The following is a 26,985-nucleotide window of genomic DNA, read 5'->3' on the forward strand; positions in this document are numbered from 1 at the left end:
CATTCCGAGGTTCGAATCCTCGTACCCCAGCCAATTCCATAAGTCTGTCTTCTTAACAGGTTTACGCATCGTAAGATGCCGCGTTAGAGATTACTCGCGCACCCAAGGTTTAAACGAACATTTGGGGTATCGCCAAGCGGTAAGGCACCGGATTCTGATTCCGGCATTCCGAGGTTCGAATCCTCGTACCCCAGCCAAAGAAAGAAAAAGCTCGCTTATCGCGAGCTTTTTTTTCGTCTTTAATTTGTTGTCGATGACGTTTCCCCTCCTCTTCGCCAAGGAGGGGGTTGCACGCTATAAACCTAATGCATATTTCAGCGCCCGTTTCTTCAGCTCACCGGAACGCTCAGCGGCCATCAGACCGAAGTTTCTTATGAGCTGTAGCGGTTTCAATTCATTGCTGAACGCAGCATAAAAAACATCCATGCCTGCCTGCATTAATAAATTGTCCGGACGACGGCGACGCTGATAACGCTTGAGGATCTCCTCGCTGTGCCAAATCTCGCCCTGCTGACGCGCTTGAATCACGACGTCCAGCAAGGCATCCACATCACGGTAGCCAAGATTAACGCCCTGCCCCGCCAACGGGTTAATGGTGTGTGCAGCGTCACCTAACAGCGCAAGCCCTTCTTGCACATAGCGGTTAGCATGGCGTCGCACCAGCGGGAAAGATCCGGCAGCGATAGCCGTGACATTGCCTAAACGCTCAGGAAACGTATGTTTGATTTCCTGTGTGAGCTGCGTCATGGGTAATGCCATCAATTGACGAATTCGAGCGGGGCTGTCATACCACACCAGAGATGCCCAATTTTCCCACAGAGGTAAAAACGCACGCGGCCCCTGTGGCGTAAATTGCTGCCAAGTGACGTCTAATGGATCATCTTGTGTTTGAACAGAGATCAGCATGCATGATTGACGATATTGCCAACCACGCACGCCAATACCGGCGAAGGAACGTACCTGAGAGTTAGCCCCATCCGCACCAATAACCAGCCTGGCTTCGATTTGGCTGCCGTCATTCAAGCTAACACTCCAGCCGTCGTTTAACCGCGTTAGCATTTTTAGTTCAGCCGGAACGTTGAGCGTAATATTGGGCATCTGCTCCAAGTGTTGCCAAAGCGCGAGCTGCAATACCTCGTTCTCCAGCATGTGGCCGAGTTCAGGTATCCCCAGATCCTTAGCGCTGAAACTAACGCGAGAAGCGTCCCACTCCCACGTTTCCAAACCACGATAGGCGGCACTACGCATATGGCGTACGTCTTTCCAAACGCCTAAGCTGTCTAACAAGGCCACCGAAGAGGCACTGATAGCCGATATTCGTAAATCTGGCGGCTGTGACGGGTCAAACGGCCGTGGGCGGCGATTCTCTACCACCGTGACTGAAAAACCAGCCTGTGCCAATCCTAGCGCCGTAGCGGCGCCAACCATGCCGCCACCAATTACCACCACATCACTTTTTTGCTCGGCCATCGCTGTCTCCCATCAATTAATGCTCCTAGTGTACCGGATTTTACCTCTGACTCGGCCTATCCCCGAAATAATTGGCGTTGCTCAAGATATTATGGGTACATAAAGCGTGAGGTGATAGGGTAGTCACGGCTAATGGCAAAGATTACAATAGCCGACCTGCGTATGGGCTTGTTCCGACACCTCTACCTTTGATTATCTAAAACGGGGTCACCCGATATTCATTCTGTTTTAGATACCAGTGCCGGTCTGTCCGAAATCCACCTGCATATAGCAATGGCAATTCGATGACACAAAAACTGCATATTAAAACCTGGGGCTGTCAGATGAATGAGTATGATTCATCTAAGATGGCTGATTTACTGGGCAGCACGCACGGTTTCGAACTGACTGACAATGCCGAAGAGGCAGATGTCTTGCTGCTTAATACCTGCTCAATTCGCGAGAAAGCACAAGAGAAGGTCTTCCACCAACTCGGTCGCTGGAAACTGCTGAAAGAAGCCAACCCGAACGTCATTATCGGCGTCGGTGGCTGCGTGGCCTCACAGGAAGGTAAACTGCTGCGCCAACGTGCCCACTATGTGGATATCGTTTTTGGCCCACAAACGTTGCACCGTCTACCAGAAATGATTAACAAGGTACGCGGCAGCAAAAGCCCTGTCGTTGACGTTAGTTTCCCTGAAATTGAAAAGTTTGACCGCCTGCCAGAGCCGCGCGCTGAAGGCCCTAGCGCCTTTGTTTCTATCATGGAAGGCTGTAATAAATACTGTACCTACTGCGTTGTGCCTTATACACGCGGTGAAGAAGTCAGCCGCCCTGCCGACGACGTGCTGTTTGAAATCGCTCAGCTAGCGGCTCAAGGCGTGCGTGAAGTCAATCTGCTCGGACAAAACGTGAATGCCTACCGCGGCCCCTCTTTCGACGGCGATATTTGTACGTTTGCCGAACTGCTGCGCTTGGTTGCCGCGATTGACGGCATTGATCGGATTCGTTTTACCACCAGCCATCCTATCGAATTCACCGACGATATTATCGCCGTTTATGAAGATACACCTGAGCTGGTGAGCTTCCTGCATCTTCCGGTACAAAGCGGATCAGACCGCATACTCAACCTGATGAAACGCACTCACACGGTGCTCGAATATAAGTCCATCATCCGTAAGCTACGTAAGGCACGACCTGATATTCTTATCAGTTCTGATTTTATTATTGGCTTCCCTGGTGAAACACAGGAAGATTTCGAGCAAACCATGAAACTGATTGCCGAAGTCAATTTCGATGTGAGCTACAGCTTTGTATTCTCACCGCGTCCAGGCACTCCTGCAGCCGATATGGCTGATGACGTACCAGAAGAAGAGAAAAAGCAGCGTCTGTACATTCTGCAAGATCGCATCAACCAGCAGGCTCAGAGCTACAGCCGCAAAATGGTGGGCACCGTTCAGCGTATTTTGGTTGAAGGCATTTCACGTAAAAACGTAATGGAAATGTCAGGCCGTACTGAAAATAATCGCGTGGTGAACTTTGAAGGCTCACCGGAACTGGTTGGAACCTTTGTGGATGTAGAAATCACAGAGGTGAGAACGAACTCACTGCGTGGCGTATTAGTTCGTACCGAAGATCAAATGGATCTGCGTGTCCACGAATCCCCGGAGTCAGTCATTGCGCGAACCCGGAAAGAGGATGCGCTGGGTGTAGGAAGCTATCAGCCTTAGTTTCTGATGATCCTATGTTTCGTTGGCGTATGGGCAAACTGTGTAAAATTTCGTTCGCCCATTTGACTAATACGTGTCCATGCAATCGCAGACGTTGGCGACCGAGTTGGGTGCGCCAGCGCGCGCACCCAACACCCGCGCGCTTTTTACCGAGTCTCTTGGTCGACCGGTCTCAGAGCACACATCCTGTGTGCCTTCAACCTGCCACCAGCATCCCTGCTGGTGGCTCTATAATGCATTTCATCTAACATGAAAAACAAAAAACAGCTTGAAATAGCGCCCTTCCTCCCCCATTGAATAATGAGAAATTGCGAAGCGTATTGACAATTCTGGTCACAATGGCCCGCAGATGAAGAATAATGGCGTAATGCCATGTATCATTTACGCTATTAGTTATAGGGTATTCAGCTCAGAGGAATAGTTTGAACATTATCACTGAAGAACTTGCATTAGAACCGGCAGATAATCAGCGACTAAACAGCCTGTGTGGCCCGTTTGATGACAATATTAAACAACTCCAACGCCGTTTAGGCATAGAGATCAGCCATCGTGATAACCACTTTAAGCTGGTGGGCAAAGCGGCCTGTGTCAGCGCGGCAAAAGATATCTTGCGCCACCTGTATGTTGATACTGCGCCGATGCGTGGCCATATCCCTGATATCATCCCTGAACAAGTCCATTTGGCGATCAAAGAAAGTGGCGTATTGGAACAGGTTGCCGACCATGTTCCTGAATATGGCAAAGCGGTCAACATCAAGACCAAACGCGGCGTTATCAAGCCTCGCACACCTAATCAAGCACAGTACATTGCTAACGTGCTCGATCATGACATCACCTTTGGCGTAGGTCCTGCTGGTACAGGTAAAACATACTTGGCCGTTGCCGCTGCCGTGGATGCATTAGAGCGCCAAGAAATTCGCCGTATTTTGTTGACCCGCCCCGCAGTTGAAGCCGGTGAAAAACTCGGGTTTCTGCCGGGCGATCTGAGCCAAAAAGTCGATCCATACCTGCGCCCGCTATATGATGCGTTGTTTGAAATGCTGGGCTTTGAGCGCGTTGAAAAGCTGATGGAACGTAACGTTATCGAAGTTGCACCGCTGGCTTACATGCGCGGTCGTACATTGAATGATGCGTTTATTATTCTGGATGAAAGCCAGAACACCACCATCGAGCAGATGAAAATGTTTCTGACCCGTATCGGTTTTAACTCAAAAGCGGTTATTACCGGTGACGTGACCCAGATTGACCTGCCACGAGCGCAAAAATCAGGGCTTCGCCATGCCATTGAAGTGCTTTCTTCCGTTGAAGAGATCAGTTTCAACTTCCTAACCAGCGAAGACGTGGTGCGCCACCCTGTCGTTGCACAGGTGGTGATGGCCTATGAAGCATGGGAAATCGCCGAACAGAAACGTAAAGATGAGCAGGCTGAACAGCGCAAGCGTGAAGCTCAGGCATCAGCCTCAGGGCAAGAAACACACTAAGCTGGATGTATTATGAGCAATAAAATATGAGCAATGTAATATTAGATCTGCAAATCGCCTGCGAGAATATTGAGGGGCTGCCCGCCGAAGCTGATTTCCGTTTATGGCTGGAAGCCGTGCTGCCGAAGTTTCAGGAAGAGGCAGAGGTCACCATCCGATTGGTCGATGAAGCTGAGAGTCATGAACTGAATATGACCTATCGTGGTAAGGATAAACCGACCAACGTGTTATCCTTCCCGTTCGAAGCGCCTCCGGGCATTGAGCTTCCTCTGCTGGGTGATATGATTATCTGCCGACAGGTTGTTGAAGCAGAAGCAAAAGAGCAAGAAATTACCCTGCTCTCGCATTGGGCACATATGGTTGTCCACGGCAGTCTGCATCTGCTAGGGTATGACCACATCATCGATGAAGAAGCAGAAGAAATGGAAGCTTTAGAAGCTGAAATCATGCAGGAACTCGGGTATCCCGATCCTTATGCAGCTGAAAAAGAATCCGACTAAATGATTACAGTGACCACGTAAAATGCGCGGTCACGATTGTTATATCCTGATGTGACTTCAAACATGCAGGGTATATTGACCATTAATTATAGGTAACCACACACTAACGCCATGAGCGACGACCATTCACAAAACAACGATAGCCCCAGTCCCAAAAAGGGCTTTTTCTCTCTGATTCTCAACCAACTATTTCACGGTGAACCTAAAAACCGTGGAGATTTAGTTGAACTGATCCGTGATTCCGAACAAAACGACCTGATCGATCCCGATACCCGTGACATGCTGGAAGGCGTGATGGATATTGCCGAGCAGCGCGTTCGTGACATCATGATCCCACGCAGCCAAATGGTCACCTTGAAACGTAATCAGACGCTTGAAGAGTGTCTGGACGTGATTGTTGATTCTGCGCACTCTCGTTTCCCAGTGATTAGCGAAGATAAAGATCACATCGAAGGGATATTGATGGCTAAGGATCTGCTGCCGTTTATGCGCAGTGATTCCGAACCATTCAGCATCGATAGAGTGCTGCGTGCTGCGGTCGTTGTGCCAGAGAGCAAACGTGTTGACCGTATGCTCAAAGAGTTCCGCTCACAGCGGTACCACATGGCGATCGTCATCGATGAATTTGGCGGTGTCTCCGGCTTGGTCACCATCGAGGATATTCTCGAGCTGATCGTCGGTGAGATCGATGATGAATATGATGAAGTCGAAGATCGCGACGTACGTCAGATTAGTCGTCATATGTACACCGTGCGTGCGCTGACTCAGATTGAAGATTTTAACGAAGCCTTTGGTACCCACTTCAGCGATGAAGAAGTGGACACCGTGGGGGGGTTGGTGATGCAGGCGTTTGGTCATTTACCGGCGCGAGGCGAAACCATTGACATCGATGGTTACCAATTCAAAGTAGCCATGGCCGATAGTCGACGCATTATACAGGTTCATGTCAAAATCCCGGATGAGTCCCCTCAACCGAAATTGGATCTGGAAGATTAATAACAACATGTGTTCATTACTTCAACGCCAGTGGGTTCGCGCCTTACTGGCGCTCATATTGGGTGCCGCTGGCACCCTTTCATTCTCCCCCTACGATTTCTGGCCCGCAGCACTGATTTCGCTGATTGGCCTACTTGCCGTTACCCTTAATCGCACAACTAAGCAGGCCGTTGGATTGGGCTTCCTATGGGGAATGGGATTATTTGGCACCGGAATCAACTGGGTTTACGTCAGTATCGAACAGTTTGGTGGAATGCCAACGCCGGTCAGCATGTCTCTGGTGGTGCTGTTAGCCGCCTATCTTGCGTTGTATCCGATGCTGTTTGCTGGTTTGCTTAACCGATTTTGGCCTACCACCAACGTTTGGCGTTTAGCCATTGCGGCTCCGGCGCTGTGGCAGCTTACCGAGTTCCTACGCGGCTGGGTTTTGACTGGCTTCCCATGGTTGCAGTTTGGCTATAGCCAAATCAACGGCCCGCTGAAAGGACTGGCTCCTATCGCCGGTGTAGATACCATTACCTATCTACTGATGATCATCAGTGGATTGTTAGTGCTTGCCCTATCGCTGCGCAAAGTCGCTCCAGCCATTGTCGCTATTGCGTTGTTGCTGCTCCCTTGGCCGCTGCGTGGCATTCAGTGGTATCAGAATCAGACCGATAAGGCCGTTAATGTCGCGATGGTTCAGGGCAACATTGAGCAATCAATGAAATGGGATCCAAACGCGCTGATCACCACGCTGCAAACCTATCTGGATGAATCACGTCCTTATCTGGGGAAAGCGCCGATTATTATTTGGCCAGAATCCGCAATCCCAGATACCGAGAAGAATCAGAACCAGTTCTTAACCATGCTCGACAGCCTGTTCCGCTCCCACCACAGTAGCCTGATTACCGGTATTGTTGATGACCGCATGGGCGAATATGGCCCACGTTATTACAACACCGTGATTGTCTTGGGTGAGAAAGAACCTTACGTTTATCCAAGCAAAAATCGCTACAACAAGCACCATCTGGTTCCTTTTGGTGAATTTGTGCCGATGGAAGATTTGCTGCGTCCTCTAGCGCCGTTCTTTAACCTGCCAATGTCAGCCTTTAGCCGTGGAGACTATATCCAGCCACAGCTCAGCGTGCAGGGATATAACCTAACCGCGGCTATTTGCTATGAAATCGTGCTGGGTGAACAGGTAAGAGCTAATTTCCGTGCGGACACCAACTTCTTGCTCACCGTGTCTAACGATGCCTGGTTCGGCCACTCCATTGGCCCGTGGCAGCATTTCCAAATGGCTCGTATGCGTGCGCTGGAGCTAGGGCGCCCACTGCTGCGTAGCACTAACAACGGCGTGACAGCCGCGGTAGATGCATCAGGTAACGTCATCGCTGAAATCCCACAGTTTGAACGTAAGGTCTTGGAAGTGAATGTCGCACCAACCACTGGCATCACGCCTTATGTTCTCTTTGGTTCCATTCCATTATGGATCATTACCTTTGTCATGGCGGGTGTTGCGCTGATTGCAGGACGTAAACGCCGCTAATCTCCGATTCGATAACGCTCATTCTCTCGGCCTCCCCTTTTCACTAGGGGAGCCGAGAGAAGCCCCCTCTCATATCACGATTGCGAATCACACTCACTACTGCTAATGTTCCCGCCAATTTCCCTGCCATTAATGAGAAAGCTATGCAGTTAAACCCTGAATTTATCATTGCCGATGAGCAAAAATTGCGTGAACACTATGCTCAGCCCAATAAGATGGTGCTGCAAAAGCAGATTGATCACATTGATAGCTATGCGCGCCAGCTTATTGAAGCCTCTCCGTTTGTGGTGATTTCTACCATTGGCGAAAAAGGCATGGACTGCTCACCCAAAGGCGGCGATGAAGGTTTTGTACAGGTTGCAGATGAAAAAACGCTGCTGTTGCCCGATCTGCCCGGCAATAATCGCTTAGATGGTATTAGCAATTTGCTACATAACCCAACAATTGGATTGCTGTTTTTAATTCCAGGATGGAGCGAAGCATTTCGCGTCAATGGCACCGCACAAATCAGCGTCGATCCCGATTTGTGTAAGCGATTCTATGTGCAAGAAAATGCAGCACGTAGCGTACTGGTGATAAACGTGGAAGAAGCTTTCATTCACTGTGGCCGAGCAGTGACCTTTGGCGGTCTATGGGACACTGAGCGTCATATTAATCCCAAATCGCTTCCTTCGATTATGGAAATCGCTCACGCCCACATTGCACTATCCCAAGCACTATCCCGCGACTGATATCTTCCTAGGGCTCCCCCTGCGGAGCCCCGTTTCTGGCACACCTCTTGCAGTAATTTCAGCATAAAACCAAAAATCACTGGTTAGCCATCATTGGCGAGTATGCTTGCACAAATTTGATGCATTAAGTGCATTATTTTTGTGCATCGCGAATTTTATGCCACTAAATGGTGCGGTTTATGTCTCAAATTATAAACATAATAATATCATTTTAATTACATTAGGCTATTTTGCTATCAAGTAGCGATGTTTTTCGCTCGCTTCGCAAGAAGCCAAGAATCTGGACAGTCGGGTAAATGTACGAAAGCGCCGTCGTTCCGGCGCTCAAGTGCAAGCTGATAATAAATCAGCAAAAAACTTATAAAACAAAAACCTATACACCCACATATTTCAAGTTGTACGACAAAACGTCAGCTTTTTTGCACAGCGCAAAGCGCTGGCCCCAACAGGGTGAGCGCAAGAGGCTAACGCACATACAAGGTGAAGTATGAAGGGGATAAAACTTGTAGCACAACAATCGAAGGAGTACGCGAATGCAAATGCGCAAACTGGCGTTATCAATGTTGCTGATCGGTATGTCGAGCACCATGGTCCATGCCGCAGACGATCAGAAAAGTGAAGCCACATCAGACACTCTGCAAAAGATCAAAAACAATGGCGTGATCGTTGTTGGTCACCGCGAATCGTCTGTTCCCTTCTCTTACTACGACAACGCTCAAAAAGTGGTTGGCTACTCTCAGGATTACTCAAACCAAATCGTTGATGCGGTGAAAAAACAGCTAAACATGCCTAATTTACAGGTAAAAATGTTGCCAATCACCTCGCAAAACCGCATCCCTCTGCTGCAAAACGGTACCTTCGATTTTGAGTGTGGCTCCACCACCAATAACGCAGAACGCCAGCAACAGGCAGGTTTCTCAAATACCATCTTTGTTGTCGGTACGCGCTTGCTCGTGAAGAAAGGCGGCGACATTAAAGACTTCAAAGATCTGGCTGGCAAACCGGTAGTCGTGACATCAGGAACCACGTCTGAAATTCTGCTGAATAAGCTGAATGAAAAAGACAATATGAAAATGCGCATCATCAGTGCCAAAGATCACGGTGACTCCTTCCGTACGCTAGAGAGTGGCCGTGCGGTGGCGTTTATGATGGACGATGCTCTGCTGGCCGGTGAGCGCGCCAAGGCGAAGAAACCAGATCAGTGGGAAATCGTGGGCACACCGCAATCACACGAAGCCTACGGCTGTATGCTGCGTAAAAACGATCCTGCATTCAAAAAGCTGATGGATGAAACCATTGCTAAAGCACAGACTTCTGGCGAAGCCGCTAAGTGGTATGAGCGTTGGTTTAATCAGCCAATCCCACCAAAGAATATGAACATGAACTTCGCGTTATCTGACGATATGAAGGCACTGTTTAAAGCGCCAAATGACCAAATTGCTAAGTAACTCATAGCCTCTGCACGATTTAAGAATAAAGAGGATTATCGCCAAATTCATTGGAGCGACGGCAAGGCTGGCTATCAGTAACACCCGATAAGCTTGCATAAACAAGTGGTTAAGGTGAACGAATGCTGTTGCATAGCCGTAGCATCCAGTGAATAGGCGATAGATTGCTGACAAAACTTTGGGCAGACAGATGGGGGGAGATCGTTCCCTCCCCCTCTCTCGTCGCAGTTGTCTTGTCTTCAAATCAAAAGTTACTGTCGCCAATCTTTCGTGTATGCGGTTGCCTATCAAACTTAAAACCTGATAAGCGCCAGCCGTATATCACTTTAGGGAGTTATCTATGTCTATAGACTGGAACTGGGGCATATTTTTGCAGCCGGCACCTTTCGGCAACACGACGTATTTGGGCTGGATCTGGTCGGGTTTTCAGGTCACCGTCGCCCTGTCCATTTGCGCTTGGATTATCGCGTTCTTCGTGGGATCGATTTTCGGGATCCTGCGAACCGTCCCTAACCGTTTTCTCTCGACCATTGGGATGTGTTACGTCGAACTCTTCCGTAACGTGCCATTGATCGTGCAGTTCTTTACTTGGTATTTAGTCATTCCCGAGCTGTTACCCGCCGATCTGGGGATGTGGTTCAAGAGTGAACTCGATCCTAACGTACAGTTCTTTGTTTCATCGATGCTATGCCTTGGCCTATTCACCGCCGCTCGCGTCTGCGAACAGGTGCGCTCCGGCATTCAGTCGCTGCCACGCGGACAGAAAAATGCCGGTTTAGCGATGGGGCTGACGCTGCCACAAACCTATCGCTACGTACTGCTGCCTAACGCCTATCGCGTCATCGTCCCGCCAATGACCTCCGAGATGCTTAATCTAGTTAAAAACTCGGCCATTGCCTCAACGATTGGGCTTGTCGACATGGCGGCTCAAGCCGGCAAACTGCTGGACTACTCTGCGCATGCCTACGAGTCCTTTACGGCGATTACGCTGGCCTACATTGCCATTAACGCCGTGATCATGCTGGTTATGCACTTTGTTGAACGCAAGATCCAGCTACCAGGGAATATGGGGAGCAAATAATGTACGAATTTGATTGGAGCTCTATTGTTCCCAGCCTGCCGTATCTGATGAACGGCATGGTCATTACGCTGAAAATTACGCTTATCGCCGTGGTGTTCGGCATTATATGGGGCACTATTTTAGCGGTGATGCGTTTGTCATCATTCAAGCCCATCAGTTGGTTTGCCACCCTGTACGTTAACCTATTCCGATCCGTACCGCTGGTGATGGTGTTGCTGTGGTTCTACCTGGTTGTGCCTAGCTTATTACAACAAGTTCTAGGCTTATCACCAAAAACTGATATTCGACTTATCTCAGCCATGGTAGCGTTTTCCTTGTTTGAGGCGGCCTATTACTCGGAAATCATTCGTGCCGGTATTCAAAGCGTTTCCAAAGGTCAGTCTGGTGCATCACTTGCGCTGGGAATGACCCACTGGCAATCGATGCGCTTGGTGATCCTGCCGCAGGCGTTCCGCGCTATGGTGCCACTGTTGCTGACTCAGGGGATTGTGCTATTTCAAGATACGTCGCTGGTGTACGTACTTAGCTTGGCCGATTTCTTCCGCACCGCCTCAACCATCGGTGAGCGAGATGGGACGCAGGTAGAAATGATCCTGTTTGCCGGTTTTGTCTATTTTATTATCAGCCTTGCAGCTTCTGCGCTGGTTAATTACTTGAAAAAAAGGACTGTTTGATGATTTCCCTGAAAAATGTTTCTAAGTGGTATGGTCACTTTCAGGTGCTGGCAGACTGCTCCACGGAAGTGAAAAAAGGCGAAGTGGTGGTGGTATGCGGCCCTTCTGGTTCAGGTAAATCAACCTTGATTAAAACCGTTAATGGCCTCGAGCCCATTCAGAAAGGTGAAATTACCGTTAACGGCATTCAGGTGAACGATAAGCGCACTGACTTAGCCAAGCTACGTTCAAAGGTCGGAATGGTATTTCAGCACTTTGAGCTGTTTCCACATCTGTCTATCATCGAAAATCTGACGCTGGCGCAGGTAAAAGTTCTCGGGCGTGAAAAAGCTGCGGCTAAGAGTAAAGGATTAAAACTGCTGGAACGCGTTGGGCTTTCTTCGCACGCAGATAAATTCCCAAGCCAGCTCTCCGGCGGACAACAACAGCGTGTGGCTATCGCTCGTGCGCTGTGCATGGATCCTGTCGCGATGCTATTTGACGAACCCACCTCGGCACTCGACCCTGAAATGATCAACGAAGTGCTCGACGTGATGGTGGAACTCGCCAAAGAAGGGATGACCATGATGGTGGTGACGCATGAAATGGGCTTCGCCCGCAAAGTCGCACATCGGGTGATCTTTATGGACGAAGGCAAAATCGTAGAAGATCGCAATAAAGACGACTTCTTCAATAATCCTGAATCCGAACGCGCCAAAGATTTCTTGGCCAAAATTATTCATTAGCATTTTTTGTTGAACGAATGCCGGTGTTAACGAACGCCTTGGTGAACAAATGATTTTGTGCGCAACGCCTACATTTTTGTAGGATTGCGCATTACCTCACGCTTTGAACTCCCATTTCTATTCCTAATTTCTTCTGCACGTTAAGCTGGTCACACAATAACGCTCAAACAATAAAAACCGCTAATGACAGGAGTCTTACCTAATGTCTTTACCTATTATTCTTGATTGCGACCCAGGCCATGATGACGCTATCGCGTTGATCCTTGCTCTTGCCTCACCAGAGCTCGAGCTCAAAGCTGTCACGACCTCTGCCGGTAATCAGACACCAGACAAAACGTTGCGTAATGCTCTACGCATTCTGACATTACTGCAAAGAAGCGATATTCCCGTCGCCGGTGGCGCAGTAAAACCGCTAATGCGCGAACTGATTATTGCCGATAATGTACACGGCGAAAGCGGATTAGACGGACCTGATCTCCCAGAACCGAACTTTGCCCCACAAACATGTAACGCCGTAGAGCTGATTGCTCAGACGTTGCGGGCGAGCCAGCAGCCCGTCACCGTGGTCGCAACAGGCCCCTTGACTAACATTGCACTGCTGCTGACGTCGCATCCAGAGCTACACGCCAAAATCAGCCGCATCGTCATCATGGGCGGTGCTGCGATGCTAGGAAACTGGACGCCCGCCGCTGAATTTAATATTTACGTTGATCCTGAAGCCGCTGAAATCGTCTTTCAATCCGGTTTGCCGATTGTCATGGCTGGGCTGGATGTGACTCATCGCGCCCAAATTATGAGTGAAGATATCGAACGATTCCGCCAACTCGGCAACCCGGTTGCAGGCGTCGTCGCGGATTTGCTGGATTTCTTCATGGAATATCACAAACAGGAAAAATGGGGATTCCAAGGTGCACCGCTGCACGATCCGTGCACCATTGCATGGCTTATCAAGCCGGAAATTTTCACCTGTGTCGATCGCTGGGTGGGCGTGGAAACACAGGGCAAATACACACAGGGGATGACCGTGGTGGATTATTATTCTCTCACCGCTAACCAGCCTAATACTACGGTCATGATGGACGTCGACCGTCAGGCATTTGTTGATTTGCTGGTCGAACGTATCGGCGCGGCCTACGCCAATCTGGCTAGCTAAGGAGATAAAACATGTCCACCCCAATCATTTTCGATTGTGACCCCGGCCTCGATGATGCGATTGCACTCGCTATGGCGCTTCATTCGCCAGAGCTGGATATCAAAGCCGTAACCACGTCCGCGGGTAACCAAACGCCAGAAAAGACATTGCATAACGCCTTAGGCCTGCTCACTTTAATGCAGCGCACCGATATTCCGGTGGCCGGTGGAGCTAGCCAGCCGCTCATGCGCAAACTGATGATTGCCGATCACGTTCACGGCGAAACAGGGATGGGAACCACAAGGTTGCCTTCGCCCAGCATCAAAACCAATAAGCTCAACGCCGTCGAACTGATGGCAAAAATTCTGCGCGAAGCAGAAAGTGCAATCACGCTGGTAGTTACTGGGCCAATGACCAACGCCGCGCTACTGCTAGCACAATACCCTGAGCTGAAAGCGAAAATCTCCCGCATCGTATTTATGGGCGGTGGAATCGACGGCGGTAATGCCACTCCTGCGGCTGAGTTCAACATCATTGTCGATCCAGAGGCCGCAGAGATTGTTTTACAGTCTGGCGTGCCTCTGGTAATGGCCGGTCTAAATATGACACATCAAGCGTTAGTGATGGCCGATGAAGTCGAACAGATCCGTGCTATTGATAATCCAGTCGCAAAAGCCGTTGCCGAGATGCTTGATTTCTATCTGCCGCTTTACCTCAGCGGGCCACGTAAACTGCCCGGCGCGGCAATGCATGATCCATGCGTGGTGGCATGGCTGTTGAAACCGGAGCTGTTTACTTCTGCCCATTATTGGGTTGGCGTTGAAACTCAGGGGAAATATACCACCGGCATGACCGTAGCTGACGTCTATAATCTCACCGGAAATACGCCCAATACGGAAGTATTACTCAGCGTTGACCGTAAGGGATTTGTGGATTTGTTGCTGGAAAGAGTCGCGCGCTATTAAGCATATCCTAACGTTAGTCATCCCCAGAAGATCGGGGATGACTTTTAACGAGCACTACGGCTGGAAAGGTTTGCGATGGAATTGGTCATGCCCACATTTCGGACACAGGGGCAGGACTTCCGGCGTGTAGAAATCTAGCGTGTAATGACATTTCTCACAGACTAAATGACCTAAACCAACCACTTCACCGCTGTGGTAAACGCCGTGATGGCTCACATCTTTAAACACTTCACGCCATTCAAGCTGGGTTTTGTCGGTGATATCGGCCAGTTCCTGCCAGAGGCTCTCTTTAATGACGCGCATGAAGACGCTATCGGTAAGCTCGTCTTTGCTCTCTTCGTAACTGCGAGCAAACTCTTCCAGATCGCGACGCACCGCCCGCTTGATCTGCTCCACGTCATCGCGAGTCAAATCCTCGGCCTTGTTCAATTGTTTTTCGGCGCTATTAATCAGCGCATCAATATCACGCTCGCCGTTTTTCAATCGTTCGGTTAATGCCGCGACCCATTGACGGTAATACTGAGCAACCTTGTTCATACCTTACCTCCGCGTGACGTGAATGCTTCTTATAGTTTAACCTACAGTCAATTATTTTAGTCGTAAATACCTGAGTCACCGTGATCTTTAGCCTGTGATCGGCATCTCAGCGTGACGCTTTTGTCCTTTATGATAAAGAAAAGCGATTCTGAGGGGTGCTAGCTGTTGTTGCCCGCCGCGCTTATCGGCTATTCTATGCCGATCACTATTGATGACATATTGTCAAAAAAGCCATCTTTACTAAAAGTACGGTGTATATCCAAAGTCATTCGAGTTGCGGCAAGACGGCAACAGAGCGAATCCCTAAGAGCTTAGACCACTAAGTGGTTAGGGGAAGTGAAAGCAGCCAACACCGCTGCGGCTTGAAAGACCAAGGGTATAGCTGTTTTTTACTAACAGGACCCTCAGCAGCCATGCAAGAGCAATATCGTCCAGAGGACATAGAATCACACGTCCAGCGCCATTGGGATGAAAAGAAAACCTTTCAGGTTACCGAAGATGCAAGCAAAGAGAAGTACTACTGCCTCTCCATGCTCCCGTATCCATCCGGCCGACTCCACATGGGTCACGTGCGTAACTACACCATCGGTGATGTGATTTCCCGTTACCAACGCATGCTGGGTAAAAACGTGCTCCAACCCATTGGTTGGGATGCGTTCGGTCTGCCAGCTGAAGGTGCTGCGGTTAAGAATAAAACAGCTCCTGCTCCGTGGACTTACGACAACATCGAATACATGAAGAACCAGCTTAAACTGCTGGGCTTCGGCTATGATTGGAGCCGCGAAATCGCGACCTGCGATCCTGACTACTACCGTTGGGAACAGTGGTTCTTCACCAAGCTGTACGAAAAAGGCATGGTTTACAAAAAGACCTCTGCCGTTAACTGGTGCCCGAATGACCAGACCGTACTGGCTAACGAACAGGTTATTGATGGCTGCTGCTGGCGCTGCGACACCAAAGTCGAGCGTAAAGAAATTCCACAGTGGTTCATCAAAATCACCGCTTATGCCGATCAGTTGCTAAACGATCTGGACACGCTGGAAAATTGGCCTGAGCAGGTCAAAACCATGCAGCGTAACTGGATTGGTCGTTCAGAAGGCGTCGAAATTACCTTTGACGTTGCCGACAGCAACGAAAAAGTCACCGTTTATACTACGCGTCCTGACACCTTTATGGGTGCCACCTACGTTGCTGTAGCCGCGGGTCATCCTCTGGCACAGCAAGGCGCTGCTAATAATCCAGAGCTAGCCCAGTTCATCGATGAATGCCGTAATACCAAAGTTGCCGAAGCAGAAATGGCAACGATGGAGAAAAAAGGCATGGCGACGGGTCTGTTTGCCATTCACCCACTGACGGGCGAAAAACTGCCGGTATGGGTCGCAAACTTCGTTCTGATGGAATACGGCACCGGCGCTGTCATGGCCGTTCCTGCTCACGATCAACGTGACTGGGAATTCGCCACCAAATACGGTCTGCAAATCAAACCAGTTATTCTGAGCCTGGACGGCAGCCAGCCTGACGTTCATGCAGAAGCGATGACCGAAAAAGGCGTACTGTTCAACTCCGGTGAATTTGACGGACTGGATCACGAAGCTGGCTTTAACGCCATTGCTGACAAGCTGGTCGAAAAAGGCGTTGGTGAGCGTAAAGTTAATTATCGTCTGCGCGACTGGGGGGTTTCCCGTCAGCGTTACTGGGGTGCGCCAATTCCAATGGTCACTCTGGAAGACGGTACCGTTATTCCAACGCCAGAAGATCAACTGCCGGTTATTTTGCCTGAAGATGTGGTTATGGATGGGATCACCAGCCCAATCAAAGCCGATCCTAATTGGGCAAAAACCACCGTTAACGGTCAGCCAGCGCTGCGCGAAACCGATACTTTCGATACCTTTATGGAATCCTCTTGGTATTACGCTCGCTACACCTGCCCACAGTACAACGAAGGCATGTTGAATCCAGAAGCCGCTAACTATTGGCTGCCAGTCGATCAATATGTTGGTGGTATCGAACACGCCATCATGCACCTGATGTACTTCCGCTTCTTCCATAAACTGATGCGTGATGCTGGTCTGGTAAACTCTGATGAACCAGCGAAACGCCTGTTGTGTCAGGGCATGGTTCTGGCTGATGCGTTCTACTACACCGGTGTTAACGGCGAACGTAACTGGGTTTCTCCGGTTGACGTCACCGTTGAACGTGATGAGAAAGGCCGCATCATCAAAGCTGTCGATAACGAAGGTCGTGAAGTTGTTTATGCGGGCATGAGCAAAATGTCCAAATCAAAAAACAACGGTATTGACCCTCAGGTCATGGTTGAGCGTTACGGCGCAGACACCGTACGCCTGTTCATGATGTTTGCCTCTCCGGCTGAGATGACGCTGGAATGGCAGGAATCTGGCGTTGAAGGCGCAAACCGCTTCCTGAAACGTGTCTGGAAACTGGTTTACGAACATACTCAAAAAGGCGCATGCGTAGACCTGAGCGTAGCTGGCCTGAATGAAGATCAGAAAGCACTGCGTCGCGATCTGCACAAAACCATTGCTAAAGTTAGTGATGACATCGGCCGTCGTCAGACCTTTAACACCGCGATTGCCGCAATTATGGAGCTCATGAATAAGCTGGCTCGTGCTCCGCAAGAGACCGAGCAAGACCGCGCTCTGATGCAGGAAGCACTGCTAGCCGTCGTTCGTATGCTGTATCCATTCACCCCACACGCGAGCTTCGAAATGTGGACTGCGCTGGGCGGCGAAGGCGACATCGACGTTGCACCATGGCCAGTTGCCGACGAAAAAGCAATGGTCGAAGATTCTAAGCTGATCGTGGTTCAGGTTAATGGTAAAGTCCGTGGCAAGATCACCGTTGCGGCCGATGCGACTGAACAACAGGTTCGCGAACTGGCTGGACAAGAAGCGCAGGTCGCCAAATATCTCGACGGCGTGACCATTCGTAAAGTAATTTACGTTCCAGGTAAACTGCTGAACCTAGTTGTAGGTTGAGCCGAGGAGGAATTGTGCGACATCGTACTATGACGTCGTTGTTGAAAATTGCGGTTCTGGGGCTGGCGGTGCTTACCGCTGGCTGCGGTTTCCATCTGCGTGGTAACACGTCGGTGCCGACCGAATTCCAGAAAATTACGTTCGACACCAGCGATCCTTATGGCCCTCTGTCACGCTCTATTCGTGAACAGCTGCGCCTGAGCGGTATCACTATTGTCGATCCTAAAGCCGATGACAGCAGCAAAGACCCAGTATCAACTAACAGCACCAGTATCGTGGATAATTCTGCAGCAGCCGCAAAACCTGCGGATGGTTCAGATAAACTGCCATCGCTGCGTATTGTTGGTAGCAGTGAGTCAAAAGAAACGGTTTCAATCTTTAAAGATGGTAAAACGGCTGAATATCAAATGGTGCTGAACGTTAGTGCTCAGGTATTGGTTCGTGGACACGATCTGTATCCGTTGACCGTTCGCGTGTATCGTTCATTCTTCGACAACCCATTAACCGCTCTGGCAAAAGACTCCGAGCAGGAAATGATTCGTCAGGAAATGCGCGATCAGGCTGCTCAACAGCTAGTACGTAAACTGCTGTCTGTGCATGCCGCTGAGTTGCAAAACAACGACAACCGCATGAATGCGGAAGTGACTGCACCGAAAGTGCAAAGTGCGAACGACTTCAATTCAGTCAGCACCGATACCACTTCGACGCCAGCTAGCACCACCACCGCAACAGGCAGTATTAGCGCACAATGACTCGCGTTTATCCTGAACAACTTGCCGCGCAGCTCCGTGAGGGGCTGCGCGCTTGTTATTTAGTTATGGGCAACGAACCGTTGCTATTGCAGGAAAGCCTTGATCTGATACGCCAACAGGCGCAGCAGCAAGGCTTTACTGAGTATTTCAGTTTCTCGCTGGACACGCATACCGATTGGGAAAGTATCTTTAGCCTTTCTCAAGCGATGAGCCTATTTGCCAGCCGTCAAATTATCTCTCTAACGTTGCCCGAAAATGGGGCTAATGCCGCCATTGGTGAGCAACTGGCTAAGCTCGCCACGCTCTTACATTCCGATCTGTTGCTGATAATTCGTGGAAACAAGCCCACAAAAGCCCAAGAAAATGCCGGGTGGTTTAAGACACTTAGCCAAAACGCAGTGATGATCAGCTGTCAGACGCCGGAGCAGGCTCAGCTACCACGCTGGGTCGCGACCCGCGCTAAACAGATGAACCTGCAACTTGATGACGCCGCTAACCAGCTGATTTGCTATTGCTATGAAGGCAATCTATTGGCGTTGTCGCAGGCTTTGGAGCGCCTATCACTGCTCTATCCAGATGGAAAGCTAACACTGCCTCGCGTCGAAGAAGCCGTGAGCGATGCAGCACATTTCTCCCCATTTCATTGGGTAGATGCCATTCTGGCAGGCAAAAGCAAACGTGCATGGCATATTCTGCAACAGCTTCGTCAAGAAGATATGGAACCGGTGATCCTGCTACGTACTGTGCAACGTGAAGTGCTATTGCTACTGACGCTAAAAAGTCAGATGGCTCATACACCGCTACGAAATCTGTTCGATCAACACAAGGTTTGGCAAAATCGTCGCCCCGCAATGACACAAGCCTTGCAGCTTCTCAGCTTACAACAGCTCTATCAGGCCATTGCGTTGCTCTCGCACATCGAGATCATACTGAAACAAGATTATGGTCAGTCCGTTTGGAGCGAGTTGGAATCACTGACGCTGCTGCTGTGTGGGAAATCATTGCCGGAGAGCATGCTAGATGCAGAATGAATGTTGCAACGCGACGCAGCTAACGGCGCTGTTCGGCGGCACGTTTGATCCTATTCACTACGGGCATCTCAAACCAGTGACGGCCATGGCCAACGAAGTGGGTTTGCAGAATGTAACTTTGCTGCCCAACCATGTGCCTCCCCATCGTCCGCAGCCGGAGGCCAATGCACAGCAGCGGCTCAAAATGGTGGAGTTAGCCATTCAAGGCAATCCACTGTTTTCTGTTGATGAACGTGAACTGCATCGCACCATCCCCTCCTATACAATTGATACGTTGGAGGAAGTGCGGCGAGAACGAGGTGCGAATGCACCGCTGGCGTTTATTATCGGCCAAGACTCGCTGCTGACATTGCACAAATGGCATCGTTGGGAAGAAATCCTGCACTATTGTCACTTGCTGGTCTGTGCGCGTCCGGGATACTCCGATCGGTTAGATACGCCGGAATTGCAGCAATGGTTAGAGAAGCATCAGGTTTTCGACGCTAAACTGCTTAGCCAACAACCCCATGGCTATATCTATCTCGCTGATACACCACTACTTGCGATTTCAGCCACCGATATTCGCCAGCGCCGCCACCAAGGCATCAGTTGTGATGACCTACTTCCACGTGCCGTTCAACGCTATATCGAATTACAGGGGCTGTACCGTTAGCTCTGGTCGCGTGTTATACTCCGCGGCCTATTTTCGCAGAACCGATATCACAACCGAATCCATTTCGTTACATGATATGTCGTGGTTCTAACTTTAAAGATTTGATTGCCCGAATAAACGATTTGATTTGAAAACGTTATTCCGAGCAATACTGCTTCAACCCGAGGGGGAACCTTTGCAAGGTAAAGCGCTCCAAGAATTTATTATTGATAAAATTGATGATATGAAGGCTCAAGACATCATCGCGATTGATGTTGCCGGCAAGTCAAGCATCACCGACTGCATGATTGTTTGCACCGGCACTTCTAGCCGCCATGTGCATTCCATTGCGACTCACGTAGTACAAGAAGCACGTATGGCAGGCCTGCTGCCTCCGCGCATCGAAGGCGAAAACGGCGCCGAATGGATCGTTGTTGATCTGGGCGACGTGATTGTTCATGTTTTACAGGAAGAAAGTCGTCGCCTGTATGAACTGGAAAAGCTCTGGAGCTAAGCGGTGAAGCTGCAACTGGTCGCCGTCGGCACCAAAATGCCGGACTGGGTACAAACGGGATTTACCGACTATCTTAAACGTTTCCCTAAAGATATGCCGTTTGAGCTGATTGAAGTTCCGGCAGGCAAACGTGGTAAAAACGCGGATATCAAGCGCATTCTAGAAAAAGAAGGCGAAATGATGTTGGCTGCGGTGGGTAAAGGTAACCGAATCGTCACGTTGGATATCCCCGGAAAACCTTGGGATACGCCAGAGCTTGCTTCTCAGTTAGAACGCTGGAAGCAGGATGGACGTGACGTTAGCCTACTGATCGGCGGTCCAGAAGGTCTCGCACCCGCGTGTAAGGCTGCGGCTGAGCAAAGCTGGTCGTTATCCACGCTAACCATGCCACATCCTCTGGTACGCGTTCTGGTCGCCGAGAGCCTATATCGTGCGTGGAGTATCACGACGAACCATCCGTATCATCGTGAATAGCCAGTATCAACGGCGATAGTCTCAAGCTTCGCCGTTGAGTTTTGTTATTTTTCACCAAGTCATCACCCAGAACACGACGGAATGGAATGAAAATAGATCGTAACCCTTTTCGTGATTATTCAGCAGAGTCCGCCCTGTTCATTCGCCGTGCTCTCGTTGCGTTTCTCGGCATTTTGATTCTGTCTGGCATCTTGGTCTTCAATCTGTACCATCTTCAGATTCTGCGCTTCGAAGATTACAAAACCCGTTCCAACGAGAACCGTATTAAGCTGGTGCCCATTGCGCCTAGCCGCGGTATGATTTATGACCGTAACGGCACACCTCTTGCGTTTAACCGCACTATTTATCAGCTTGAAGTCATGCCAGAAAAAGTCGAAGACTTAAAGGCTGAACTTGAAGCGTTGCGCCCTATTGTCGATATCACCGACGAAGATTTAGATAATTTCCAGAAGGAACGGAAACGTTCGCGTCGTTTTACCTCAATTCCAGTGAAAACCGCACTGAATGAAGTTCAGGTAGCACGTTTTGCGGTTAACCAATTCCGCTTCCCCGGTTTTGAAGTCAAAGGCTATCAGCGCCGTTTCTATCCTTATGGCTCCGCGCTGACCCACGTCATCGGCTACGTATCTAAAATCAACGATAAAGACGTAGAACGCTTAGACAAAGACGGCAAACTTGCCAACTATGCGGCAACTCATGATATCGGCAAACTGGGTATCGAGCGCTATTACGAGGATGTTCTGCACGGCAAAACCGGTTATGAAGAGGTTGAAGTCAACAACCGGGGTCGAGTCATACGCCAACTGCATGAGCAGCCACCGCAGGCCGGTAAAGACATTTATCTGACGTTGGATCTAAATCTGCAGCGTTATCTTGAACAACTGCTGGCAGGCAGTCGCGCAGCCGTGGTCGTCAGCGACCCGCGCACCGGCGGCATTCTGGCGATGGTCTCTAATCCAAGCTATGACCCTAACCTGTTTGTCGACGGGATTTCCAGCAAGGATTACCAACGACTGCTCAATGACCCGAACCGTCCGTTAATTAACCGCGCGACCCAAGGGCTCTATCCACCCGCATCCACGGTGAAACCTTATATTGCCGTTTCTGCGCTCAGCGCGGGCGTAATAACTAAAAACTATAGCCTGTTCGATCCGGGTTGGTGGCAGTTGCCTGGCTCAGAAAAACGTTTCCGCGACTGGAAAAAATGGGGGCATGGTCGACTGAATGTCACCAAAGCGCTGGAAGAATCTGCGGATACCTTCTTCTATCAGGTTGCCTACGATATGGGTATCGATCGCCTGTCTGAATGGCTGAGCAAATTTGGCTACGGTCAGTACACCGGCATCGATCTGTCAGAAGAGCGTTCCGGCTTAATGCCGACACGCGAATGGAAACAGAAACGCTATAAAAAACCGTGGTATCAAGGTGATACCATTCCGGTTGGTATCGGACAAGGCTATTGGACAGCGACACCGATTCAGATGTCTAAAGCATTGAACACGCTTATCAACGACGGAAACATGAAGGTACCTCACCTGCTGTACAGCACGCGCATCAACGGACAGTTGGTGCCTTACAAGCAGCAGGAATCAGTACAGATTGGCGATATCCATTCCGGCTATTGGGAAATAGCCAAAGATGGAATGTATGGTGTAGCCAATCGCGCCAACGGAACGGCACATAAGTATTTCGCCAATGCTCCGTATAAAATTGCCGCTAAATCAGGTACCGCACAGGTCTTTGGTTATGAAACCTATAACGCGCACACCTTGGCTGAGCATTTACGCGACCATAAGCTGATGACGGCGTTTGCGCCGTACGATAATCCTCAGGTTTCTGTCGCTATCATTCTGGAGAATGGTGGCGCAGGGCCAGCCGTGGGGACTATTGTGCGTCAAATTCTCGACCACATTATGCTCGGCGATAACAACACGACGCTCCCAAGTGAAACTGCGCCGCCTCCGGGCGTTGAAGGCGACTGATGAGGCATACAGGTTAATCATGACAGAAAACCAACAGAAACGTTCTATTTGGGCGAAGATGCATATCGACCTGCCTTTTTTGCTCTGCATTCTCTCCATTCTGGCCTATAGCGCCTTTGTCATGTGGAGCGCTAGCGGGCAAGATGTTGACATGATGGAGCGAAAAATCGGTCAGATCTTTATGGGTCTGTGCGTTATGCTGGTTATGGCGCAAATACCGCCGCGTGTATATGAAAGTTGGGCGCCCTATCTTTATGTCTTCTGCGTTATCCTGCTGATTCTGGTCGATGCCTTCGGCCAGATTAGTAAAGGGGCGCAGCGCTGGCTGGATCTGGGCTTTGTCCGTTTTCAGCCGTCAGAGATTGCTAAAATTGCCGTGCCTTTGATGGTCGCTCGCTTTATCAACCGTGACGTTTGCCCACCCTCGCTGAAAAATACCGGCATTGCACTGATTCTGATATTTATGCCTACGCTGCTGGTTGCAGCTCAGCCCGATCTGGGAACCTCCATTTTGGTTGCCGCATCCGGTCTGTTCATCCTCTTCCTTGCAGGACTCAGTTGGCGCTTGATTCTGGTCGCCGTAGTCTTAGTTGCGGCCTTTATTCCGATTTTGTGGTTCTTCCTGATGCACGACTATCAGCAGGCTCGCGTCATGATGCTGCTCGACCCTGAAAGCGATCCACTGGGTGCGGGCTACCACATTATTCAATCCAAAATCGCCATTGGCTCCGGTGGATTTGGCGGTAAAGGCTGGCTGCATGGCACCCAGTCACAGCTGGAGTTCTTACCAGAGCGTCACACCGACTTTATCTTTGCCGTACTGGCTGAAGAGTTAGGTTTGGTGGGTGTTCTCGTTCTACTTGGACTGTATCTGTTAACCATTATGCGCGGGCTGATGATTGCGGCAAAAGCGCAAACCACCTTTGGCCGCGTGATGGTGGGTGGTTTAATGTTGATTTTATTCGTTTATGTTTTCGTGAATATCGGCATGGTGAGTGGAATTTTGCCCGTGGTTGGCGTACCTTTGCCACTGGTCAGCTATGGCGGCTCCGCCCTGATCGTGCTCATGGCCGGGTTTGGTATCGTAATGTCGATCCATACTCACAGAAAAATGTTATCTAAGAATTTATAGAGGTCGCGATGCGAATGGCGCATAAATCATGGCTTAGTGCTGGTTTACTCAGTCTGTTTCTGGCGGGCTGTACCAACACCACAACCACCGAGACCCCGGCTCCCCAGCAGCCTGCGTATAACGGCCCGGTAGAAGAAATCAGCGGTGCTGAACCGCGCTATGAACCCTTTAATCCGGCAACCAGTCAGGATTACAGCGTTAACGGTACCAAATATAAAGTGGTGCAAGATCCATCTAACTTCTCACAGGTGGGCTACGCGACGTCCTATGGGGAAGAGAACGGCGGCAACATGACCGCTATCGGTGAACAGTTTGATCCGAATGCCATGACAGCGGCTCACGCAACGCTGCCGCTGCCAAGCTACGTACGCGTTACCAACTTAGCTAACGGACGCCGTTTAGTTGTTCGACTGAACGACCGTGGACCATACACTGCGGGTAAAGTGATCGATCTCTCCCGCGCGGCAGCCGATCGCCTGAATATTTCAAACAATACGAAAGTTCGTATCGACTTTATTAGCGTAGCGCCAGACGGCACGATGTCAGGCCCAGGAACGATTGGCACCACGATTGCGAAGCAGAGCTATGCCCTACCCGCTCGCCCAACGATTGGCCAAGAAACCACACAGGTTTCCATGAGTCCATCTGCATCAGATGCACAAGTCGCCGTACGTCCGGTAGCAAATCCAACGCCTGCGACCATGAATAACGATGACAACGTGCCGGTTTCTGCGCCAGCAAGCAACAGCACTGGTTTCTTGGGCGCACCTCAGCCATTGCGCACTGGCGTATTGGAAGGAAGTGAACCGGTCGCAGCTCCTGCTCCGGCTGCTGTTGCCGCACCTGCTGCAGTTGCGACATCGGCTGCCCCTGCCAATGGAAAATTTGTGGTGCAGGTTGGTGCCGTCAGCGATGGTGCCCGTGCGCAACAATGGCAGCAGAAGTTAAGTCAACAATTTGGCGTACCGGGTAAAGTATCACCTAATGGTGCAATGTATCGTGTGCAACTGGGGCCATTCAGTAGCCGGCAAGAAGCCGCTGCGTTACAACAGCGTCTAGCCAGCGAAGCACAGCAGCAATCGTTTATTGCCAGCGCACAGTAAATATACATACCCCATCTAGATGGTGGGGTATGCAATAATTAGTCACACATTGCCTCTGTAAAGAGGCGCGATTAAGCCTTGTTCGGGTATGAACGATAAATCGGCTTCTGTTATAGTGTGGCTCGTTTTTTTCACTTTATTCACGGATGTTGTAGTCCCTATCATGAAATACAATTTTGCTTCCCGTTCGATAAAACGCATTGCGCTCAGCAGCCTTCTCGCCATTGGTATGGTCAATGTAGTTCATGCTGACGACGTTAATCTTAAGACCATGATCCCAGGCGTGCCGCAGATCGATGCGGAAGCGTATATCCTGATTGATTACAACTCAGGTAAGGTTTTAGCGGAATCTAACGCCGACGCTCGCCGAAACCCTGCTAGCCTGACAAAAATGATGACCAGTTATGTTATTGGTCAGGCAATGAAAGCCGGTAAGTTCACTGAGAATGATGTGGTGACCGTTGGACAAGATGCTTGGGCGACCGGTAATCCAGTGTTCAAAGGCTCATCGCTGATGTTCCTGAAACCAGGCGATCGCGTTCCTGTCTCTCTGCTGATCCGCGGTATCAACCTGCAATCGGGTAACGACGCTTGTGTTGCAATGGCGGATTACGTGGCTGGCAGTCAAGACGCTTTTGTTGGCTTGATGAACAACTACGTTAAGGCTCTGGGTTTGCAGAACACTCACTTCCAGACCGTACACGGCTTAGATGCCGATGGGCAGTACAGTTCGGCTCGCGATATGGCATTGATTGGTCAGGCCCTTATTCGTGATGTACCAAACGAGTACGCTATCTACAAAGAGAAAGAGTTCACGTTTAACAACATTCGTCAGATGAACCGCAATGGCCTGCTGTGGGATACCAGCATGAACGTTGATGGTATCAAAACCGGCCATACCGAATCTGCGGGCTTTAATCTGGTCGCGTCTGCAACCGAAGGTCAGATGCGCTTAATCTCGGCCGTACTGGGTGGGCACACCAGCAAAGGCCGTGAAAGCGAAAGTAAAAAACTGCTGACTTGGGGCTTCCGCTTCTTCGAAACCGTTTCTCCGCTGAAAGCTGGCCGTGAATTCGCTTCTGAGCCTGTATGGTTTGGTGATACCGATCGCGCACAGCTTGGCGTTGATAAAGATGTCTACCTGACAATTCCTCGTGGCCGCATGAAAGATTTGAAGGCCAGCTACACGCTGAACGCAACCGAACTTGATGCGCCTCTGGCAAAAAATCAGGTCGTGGGCACCATCAACTTCCAGCTTGATGGTAAAACCATCGAACAGCGTCCATTAGTGGTGCTCAATGAAGTGCAAGAAGGTGGTTTCTTCAGCCGTATGATCGACCATATCAAACTGATGTTCCATCGTTGGTTTGGTTAATCCAGCCTCTTGAAA

General features: G+C 50.0%; 24 protein-coding genes and 2 tRNA genes (1 of these 26 cut by a window edge). 24 read left to right on the plus strand and 2 right to left on the minus strand.

Annotated elements, in window-relative coordinates:
• Both HMPREF3091_RS13075 and HMPREF3091_RS13080 read left to right on the plus strand, forming a co-directional pair.
• Positions 1-33: transfer RNA gene (locus HMPREF3091_RS13075), tRNA-OTHER, on the plus strand; it begins 54 nt to the left of the window's first position.
• Positions 34-122: 89 nt separating this feature from the next.
• A tRNA-Gln gene (locus HMPREF3091_RS13080) sits at positions 123-197 on the plus strand.
• A gap of 97 nt (positions 198-294) precedes the next feature.
• On the opposite strand, the gene ubiF is transcribed toward HMPREF3091_RS13080, so the two are convergent.
• The gene (gene ubiF, locus HMPREF3091_RS13085; RefSeq protein WP_070716312.1) at positions 295-1,470 is read right to left on the minus strand and encodes a 3-demethoxyubiquinol 3-hydroxylase; all 1,176 of its coding nucleotides are present in this window, start codon (positions 1,468-1,470) and stop codon (positions 295-297) included.
• 284 nt (positions 1,471-1,754) lie between these two features.
• Between ubiF and miaB the strand changes: the two genes are divergently transcribed.
• The 12 genes from miaB (at position 1,755) to rihA (HMPREF3091_RS13150) (ending at position 14,443) form a co-directional block, all read left to right on the plus strand.
• Entirely contained in the window at positions 1,755-3,179 is a 1,425-nt protein-coding gene (miaB, locus tag HMPREF3091_RS13090) for a tRNA (N6-isopentenyl adenosine(37)-C2)-methylthiotransferase MiaB (protein ID WP_004096460.1), read from the plus strand.
• 422 nt (positions 3,180-3,601) lie between these two features.
• The gene (locus tag HMPREF3091_RS13095) at positions 3,602-4,660 is read left to right on the plus strand and encodes a PhoH family protein (RefSeq protein WP_004096458.1); all 1,059 of its coding nucleotides are present in this window, start codon (positions 3,602-3,604) and stop codon (positions 4,658-4,660) included.
• A gap of 26 nt (positions 4,661-4,686) precedes the next feature.
• The gene (gene ybeY, locus HMPREF3091_RS13100) at positions 4,687-5,160 is read left to right on the plus strand and encodes an rRNA maturation RNase YbeY (RefSeq protein ID WP_070716315.1); all 474 of its coding nucleotides are present in this window, start codon (positions 4,687-4,689) and stop codon (positions 5,158-5,160) included.
• A gap of 111 nt (positions 5,161-5,271) precedes the next feature.
• A complete protein-coding gene (gene corC, locus HMPREF3091_RS13105) occupies positions 5,272-6,156 on the plus strand; it encodes a CNNM family magnesium/cobalt transport protein CorC (protein ID WP_004096455.1) in 885 nt (294 codons plus the stop codon).
• Positions 6,157-6,163: 7 nt separating this feature from the next.
• The gene (gene lnt, locus HMPREF3091_RS13110) at positions 6,164-7,687 is read left to right on the plus strand and encodes an apolipoprotein N-acyltransferase (RefSeq protein ID WP_070716317.1); all 1,524 of its coding nucleotides are present in this window, start codon (positions 6,164-6,166) and stop codon (positions 7,685-7,687) included.
• A 143-nt stretch (positions 7,688-7,830) separates the two neighbouring features.
• Positions 7,831-8,418, plus strand: coding sequence for an MSMEG_1061 family FMN-dependent PPOX-type flavoprotein (locus HMPREF3091_RS13115; RefSeq protein ID WP_035504219.1), 588 nt, complete (start codon positions 7,831-7,833; stop codon positions 8,416-8,418).
• Positions 8,419-8,951: 533 nt separating this feature from the next.
• Entirely contained in the window at positions 8,952-9,866 is a 915-nt protein-coding gene (locus HMPREF3091_RS13125; RefSeq protein ID WP_070716321.1) for an amino acid ABC transporter substrate-binding protein, read from the plus strand.
• Positions 9,867-10,206: 340 nt separating this feature from the next.
• On the plus strand, positions 10,207-10,947 hold the full coding sequence (locus tag HMPREF3091_RS13130) for an amino acid ABC transporter permease (RefSeq protein ID WP_004096447.1): 741 nt from the start codon (positions 10,207-10,209) through the stop codon (positions 10,945-10,947).
• Entirely contained in the window at positions 10,947-11,621 is a 675-nt protein-coding gene (gltK, locus tag HMPREF3091_RS13135; RefSeq protein WP_004096445.1) for a glutamate/aspartate ABC transporter permease GltK, read from the plus strand. The genes HMPREF3091_RS13130 and gltK overlap by 1 nt, the downstream gene beginning before the upstream one ends.
• Entirely contained in the window at positions 11,621-12,346 is a 726-nt protein-coding gene (locus HMPREF3091_RS13140) for an amino acid ABC transporter ATP-binding protein (RefSeq protein ID WP_004096443.1), read from the plus strand. The genes gltK and HMPREF3091_RS13140 overlap by 1 nt, the downstream gene beginning before the upstream one ends.
• Before the next feature lie 202 nt (positions 12,347-12,548).
• A complete protein-coding gene (rihA, locus tag HMPREF3091_RS13145) occupies positions 12,549-13,499 on the plus strand; it encodes a pyrimidine-specific ribonucleoside hydrolase RihA (protein ID WP_070716323.1) in 951 nt (316 codons plus the stop codon).
• A gap of 11 nt (positions 13,500-13,510) precedes the next feature.
• Positions 13,511-14,443: a pyrimidine-specific ribonucleoside hydrolase RihA gene (rihA, locus tag HMPREF3091_RS13150; protein ID WP_070716325.1), complete on the plus strand. Its 933-nt coding sequence runs from the start codon at positions 13,511-13,513 to the stop codon at positions 14,441-14,443.
• Positions 14,444-14,497: 54 nt separating this feature from the next.
• On the opposite strand, the gene HMPREF3091_RS13155 is transcribed toward rihA (HMPREF3091_RS13150), so the two are convergent.
• Positions 14,498-14,980, minus strand: coding sequence for a zinc ribbon-containing protein (locus HMPREF3091_RS13155; protein ID WP_004096436.1), 483 nt, complete (start codon positions 14,978-14,980; stop codon positions 14,498-14,500).
• A 413-nt stretch (positions 14,981-15,393) separates the two neighbouring features.
• Here HMPREF3091_RS13155 and leuS point away from each other — a divergent pair, with 413 nt between their 5' ends.
• The 10 genes from leuS to dacA all read left to right on the plus strand — a co-directional run bounded on the left by leuS (position 15,394) and on the right by dacA (position 26,970).
• Positions 15,394-17,976 (plus strand): leucine--tRNA ligase, encoded by a 2,583-nt coding sequence (gene leuS, locus HMPREF3091_RS13160; RefSeq protein WP_070716327.1) that lies wholly within the window; start codon positions 15,394-15,396, stop codon positions 17,974-17,976.
• A 14-nt stretch (positions 17,977-17,990) separates the two neighbouring features.
• Positions 17,991-18,728 (plus strand): LPS assembly lipoprotein LptE, encoded by a 738-nt coding sequence (gene lptE, locus HMPREF3091_RS13165; protein WP_035504217.1) that lies wholly within the window; start codon positions 17,991-17,993, stop codon positions 18,726-18,728.
• On the plus strand, positions 18,725-19,759 hold the full coding sequence (gene holA, locus HMPREF3091_RS13170; RefSeq protein WP_070716328.1) for a DNA polymerase III subunit delta: 1,035 nt from the start codon (positions 18,725-18,727) through the stop codon (positions 19,757-19,759). The genes lptE and holA overlap by 4 nt, the downstream gene beginning before the upstream one ends.
• Complete coding sequence (gene nadD, locus HMPREF3091_RS13175; RefSeq protein WP_004096427.1) at positions 19,749-20,411, plus strand: nicotinate-nucleotide adenylyltransferase; 663 nt, start codon at positions 19,749-19,751, stop codon at positions 20,409-20,411. The genes holA and nadD overlap by 11 nt, the downstream gene beginning before the upstream one ends.
• A 175-nt stretch (positions 20,412-20,586) precedes the next feature.
• Positions 20,587-20,904: a ribosome silencing factor gene (gene rsfS / locus HMPREF3091_RS13180; protein WP_008812734.1), complete on the plus strand. Its 318-nt coding sequence runs from the start codon at positions 20,587-20,589 to the stop codon at positions 20,902-20,904.
• Positions 20,905-20,907: 3 nt separating this feature from the next.
• Positions 20,908-21,378 (plus strand): 23S rRNA (pseudouridine(1915)-N(3))-methyltransferase RlmH, encoded by a 471-nt coding sequence (rlmH, locus tag HMPREF3091_RS13185; protein WP_004096425.1) that lies wholly within the window; start codon positions 20,908-20,910, stop codon positions 21,376-21,378.
• Between the two features lie 86 nt (positions 21,379-21,464).
• Complete coding sequence (gene mrdA / locus HMPREF3091_RS13190) at positions 21,465-23,360, plus strand: peptidoglycan DD-transpeptidase MrdA (RefSeq protein ID WP_004096424.1); 1,896 nt, start codon at positions 21,465-21,467, stop codon at positions 23,358-23,360.
• A gap of 19 nt (positions 23,361-23,379) precedes the next feature.
• On the plus strand, positions 23,380-24,492 hold the full coding sequence (mrdB, locus tag HMPREF3091_RS13195; RefSeq protein ID WP_008812733.1) for a peptidoglycan glycosyltransferase MrdB: 1,113 nt from the start codon (positions 23,380-23,382) through the stop codon (positions 24,490-24,492).
• Between the two features lie 8 nt (positions 24,493-24,500).
• Positions 24,501-25,595 carry an endolytic peptidoglycan transglycosylase RlpA gene (rlpA, locus tag HMPREF3091_RS13200; RefSeq protein ID WP_070716330.1) on the plus strand — a complete coding sequence of 365 codons (1,095 nt, stop codon included), beginning with the start codon at positions 24,501-24,503 and terminating at the stop codon, positions 25,593-25,595.
• A gap of 163 nt (positions 25,596-25,758) precedes the next feature.
• Positions 25,759-26,970 carry a D-alanyl-D-alanine carboxypeptidase DacA gene (gene dacA / locus HMPREF3091_RS13205; protein ID WP_087944355.1) on the plus strand — a complete coding sequence of 404 codons (1,212 nt, stop codon included), beginning with the start codon at positions 25,759-25,761 and terminating at the stop codon, positions 26,968-26,970.
• Positions 26,971-26,985 lie beyond the last annotated feature (15 nt).

The sequence above is a fragment of the Hafnia sp. HMSC23F03 genome (assembly GCF_001816025.1).
GTDB lineage: Bacteria > Pseudomonadota > Gammaproteobacteria > Enterobacterales > Enterobacteriaceae > Hafnia > Hafnia paralvei.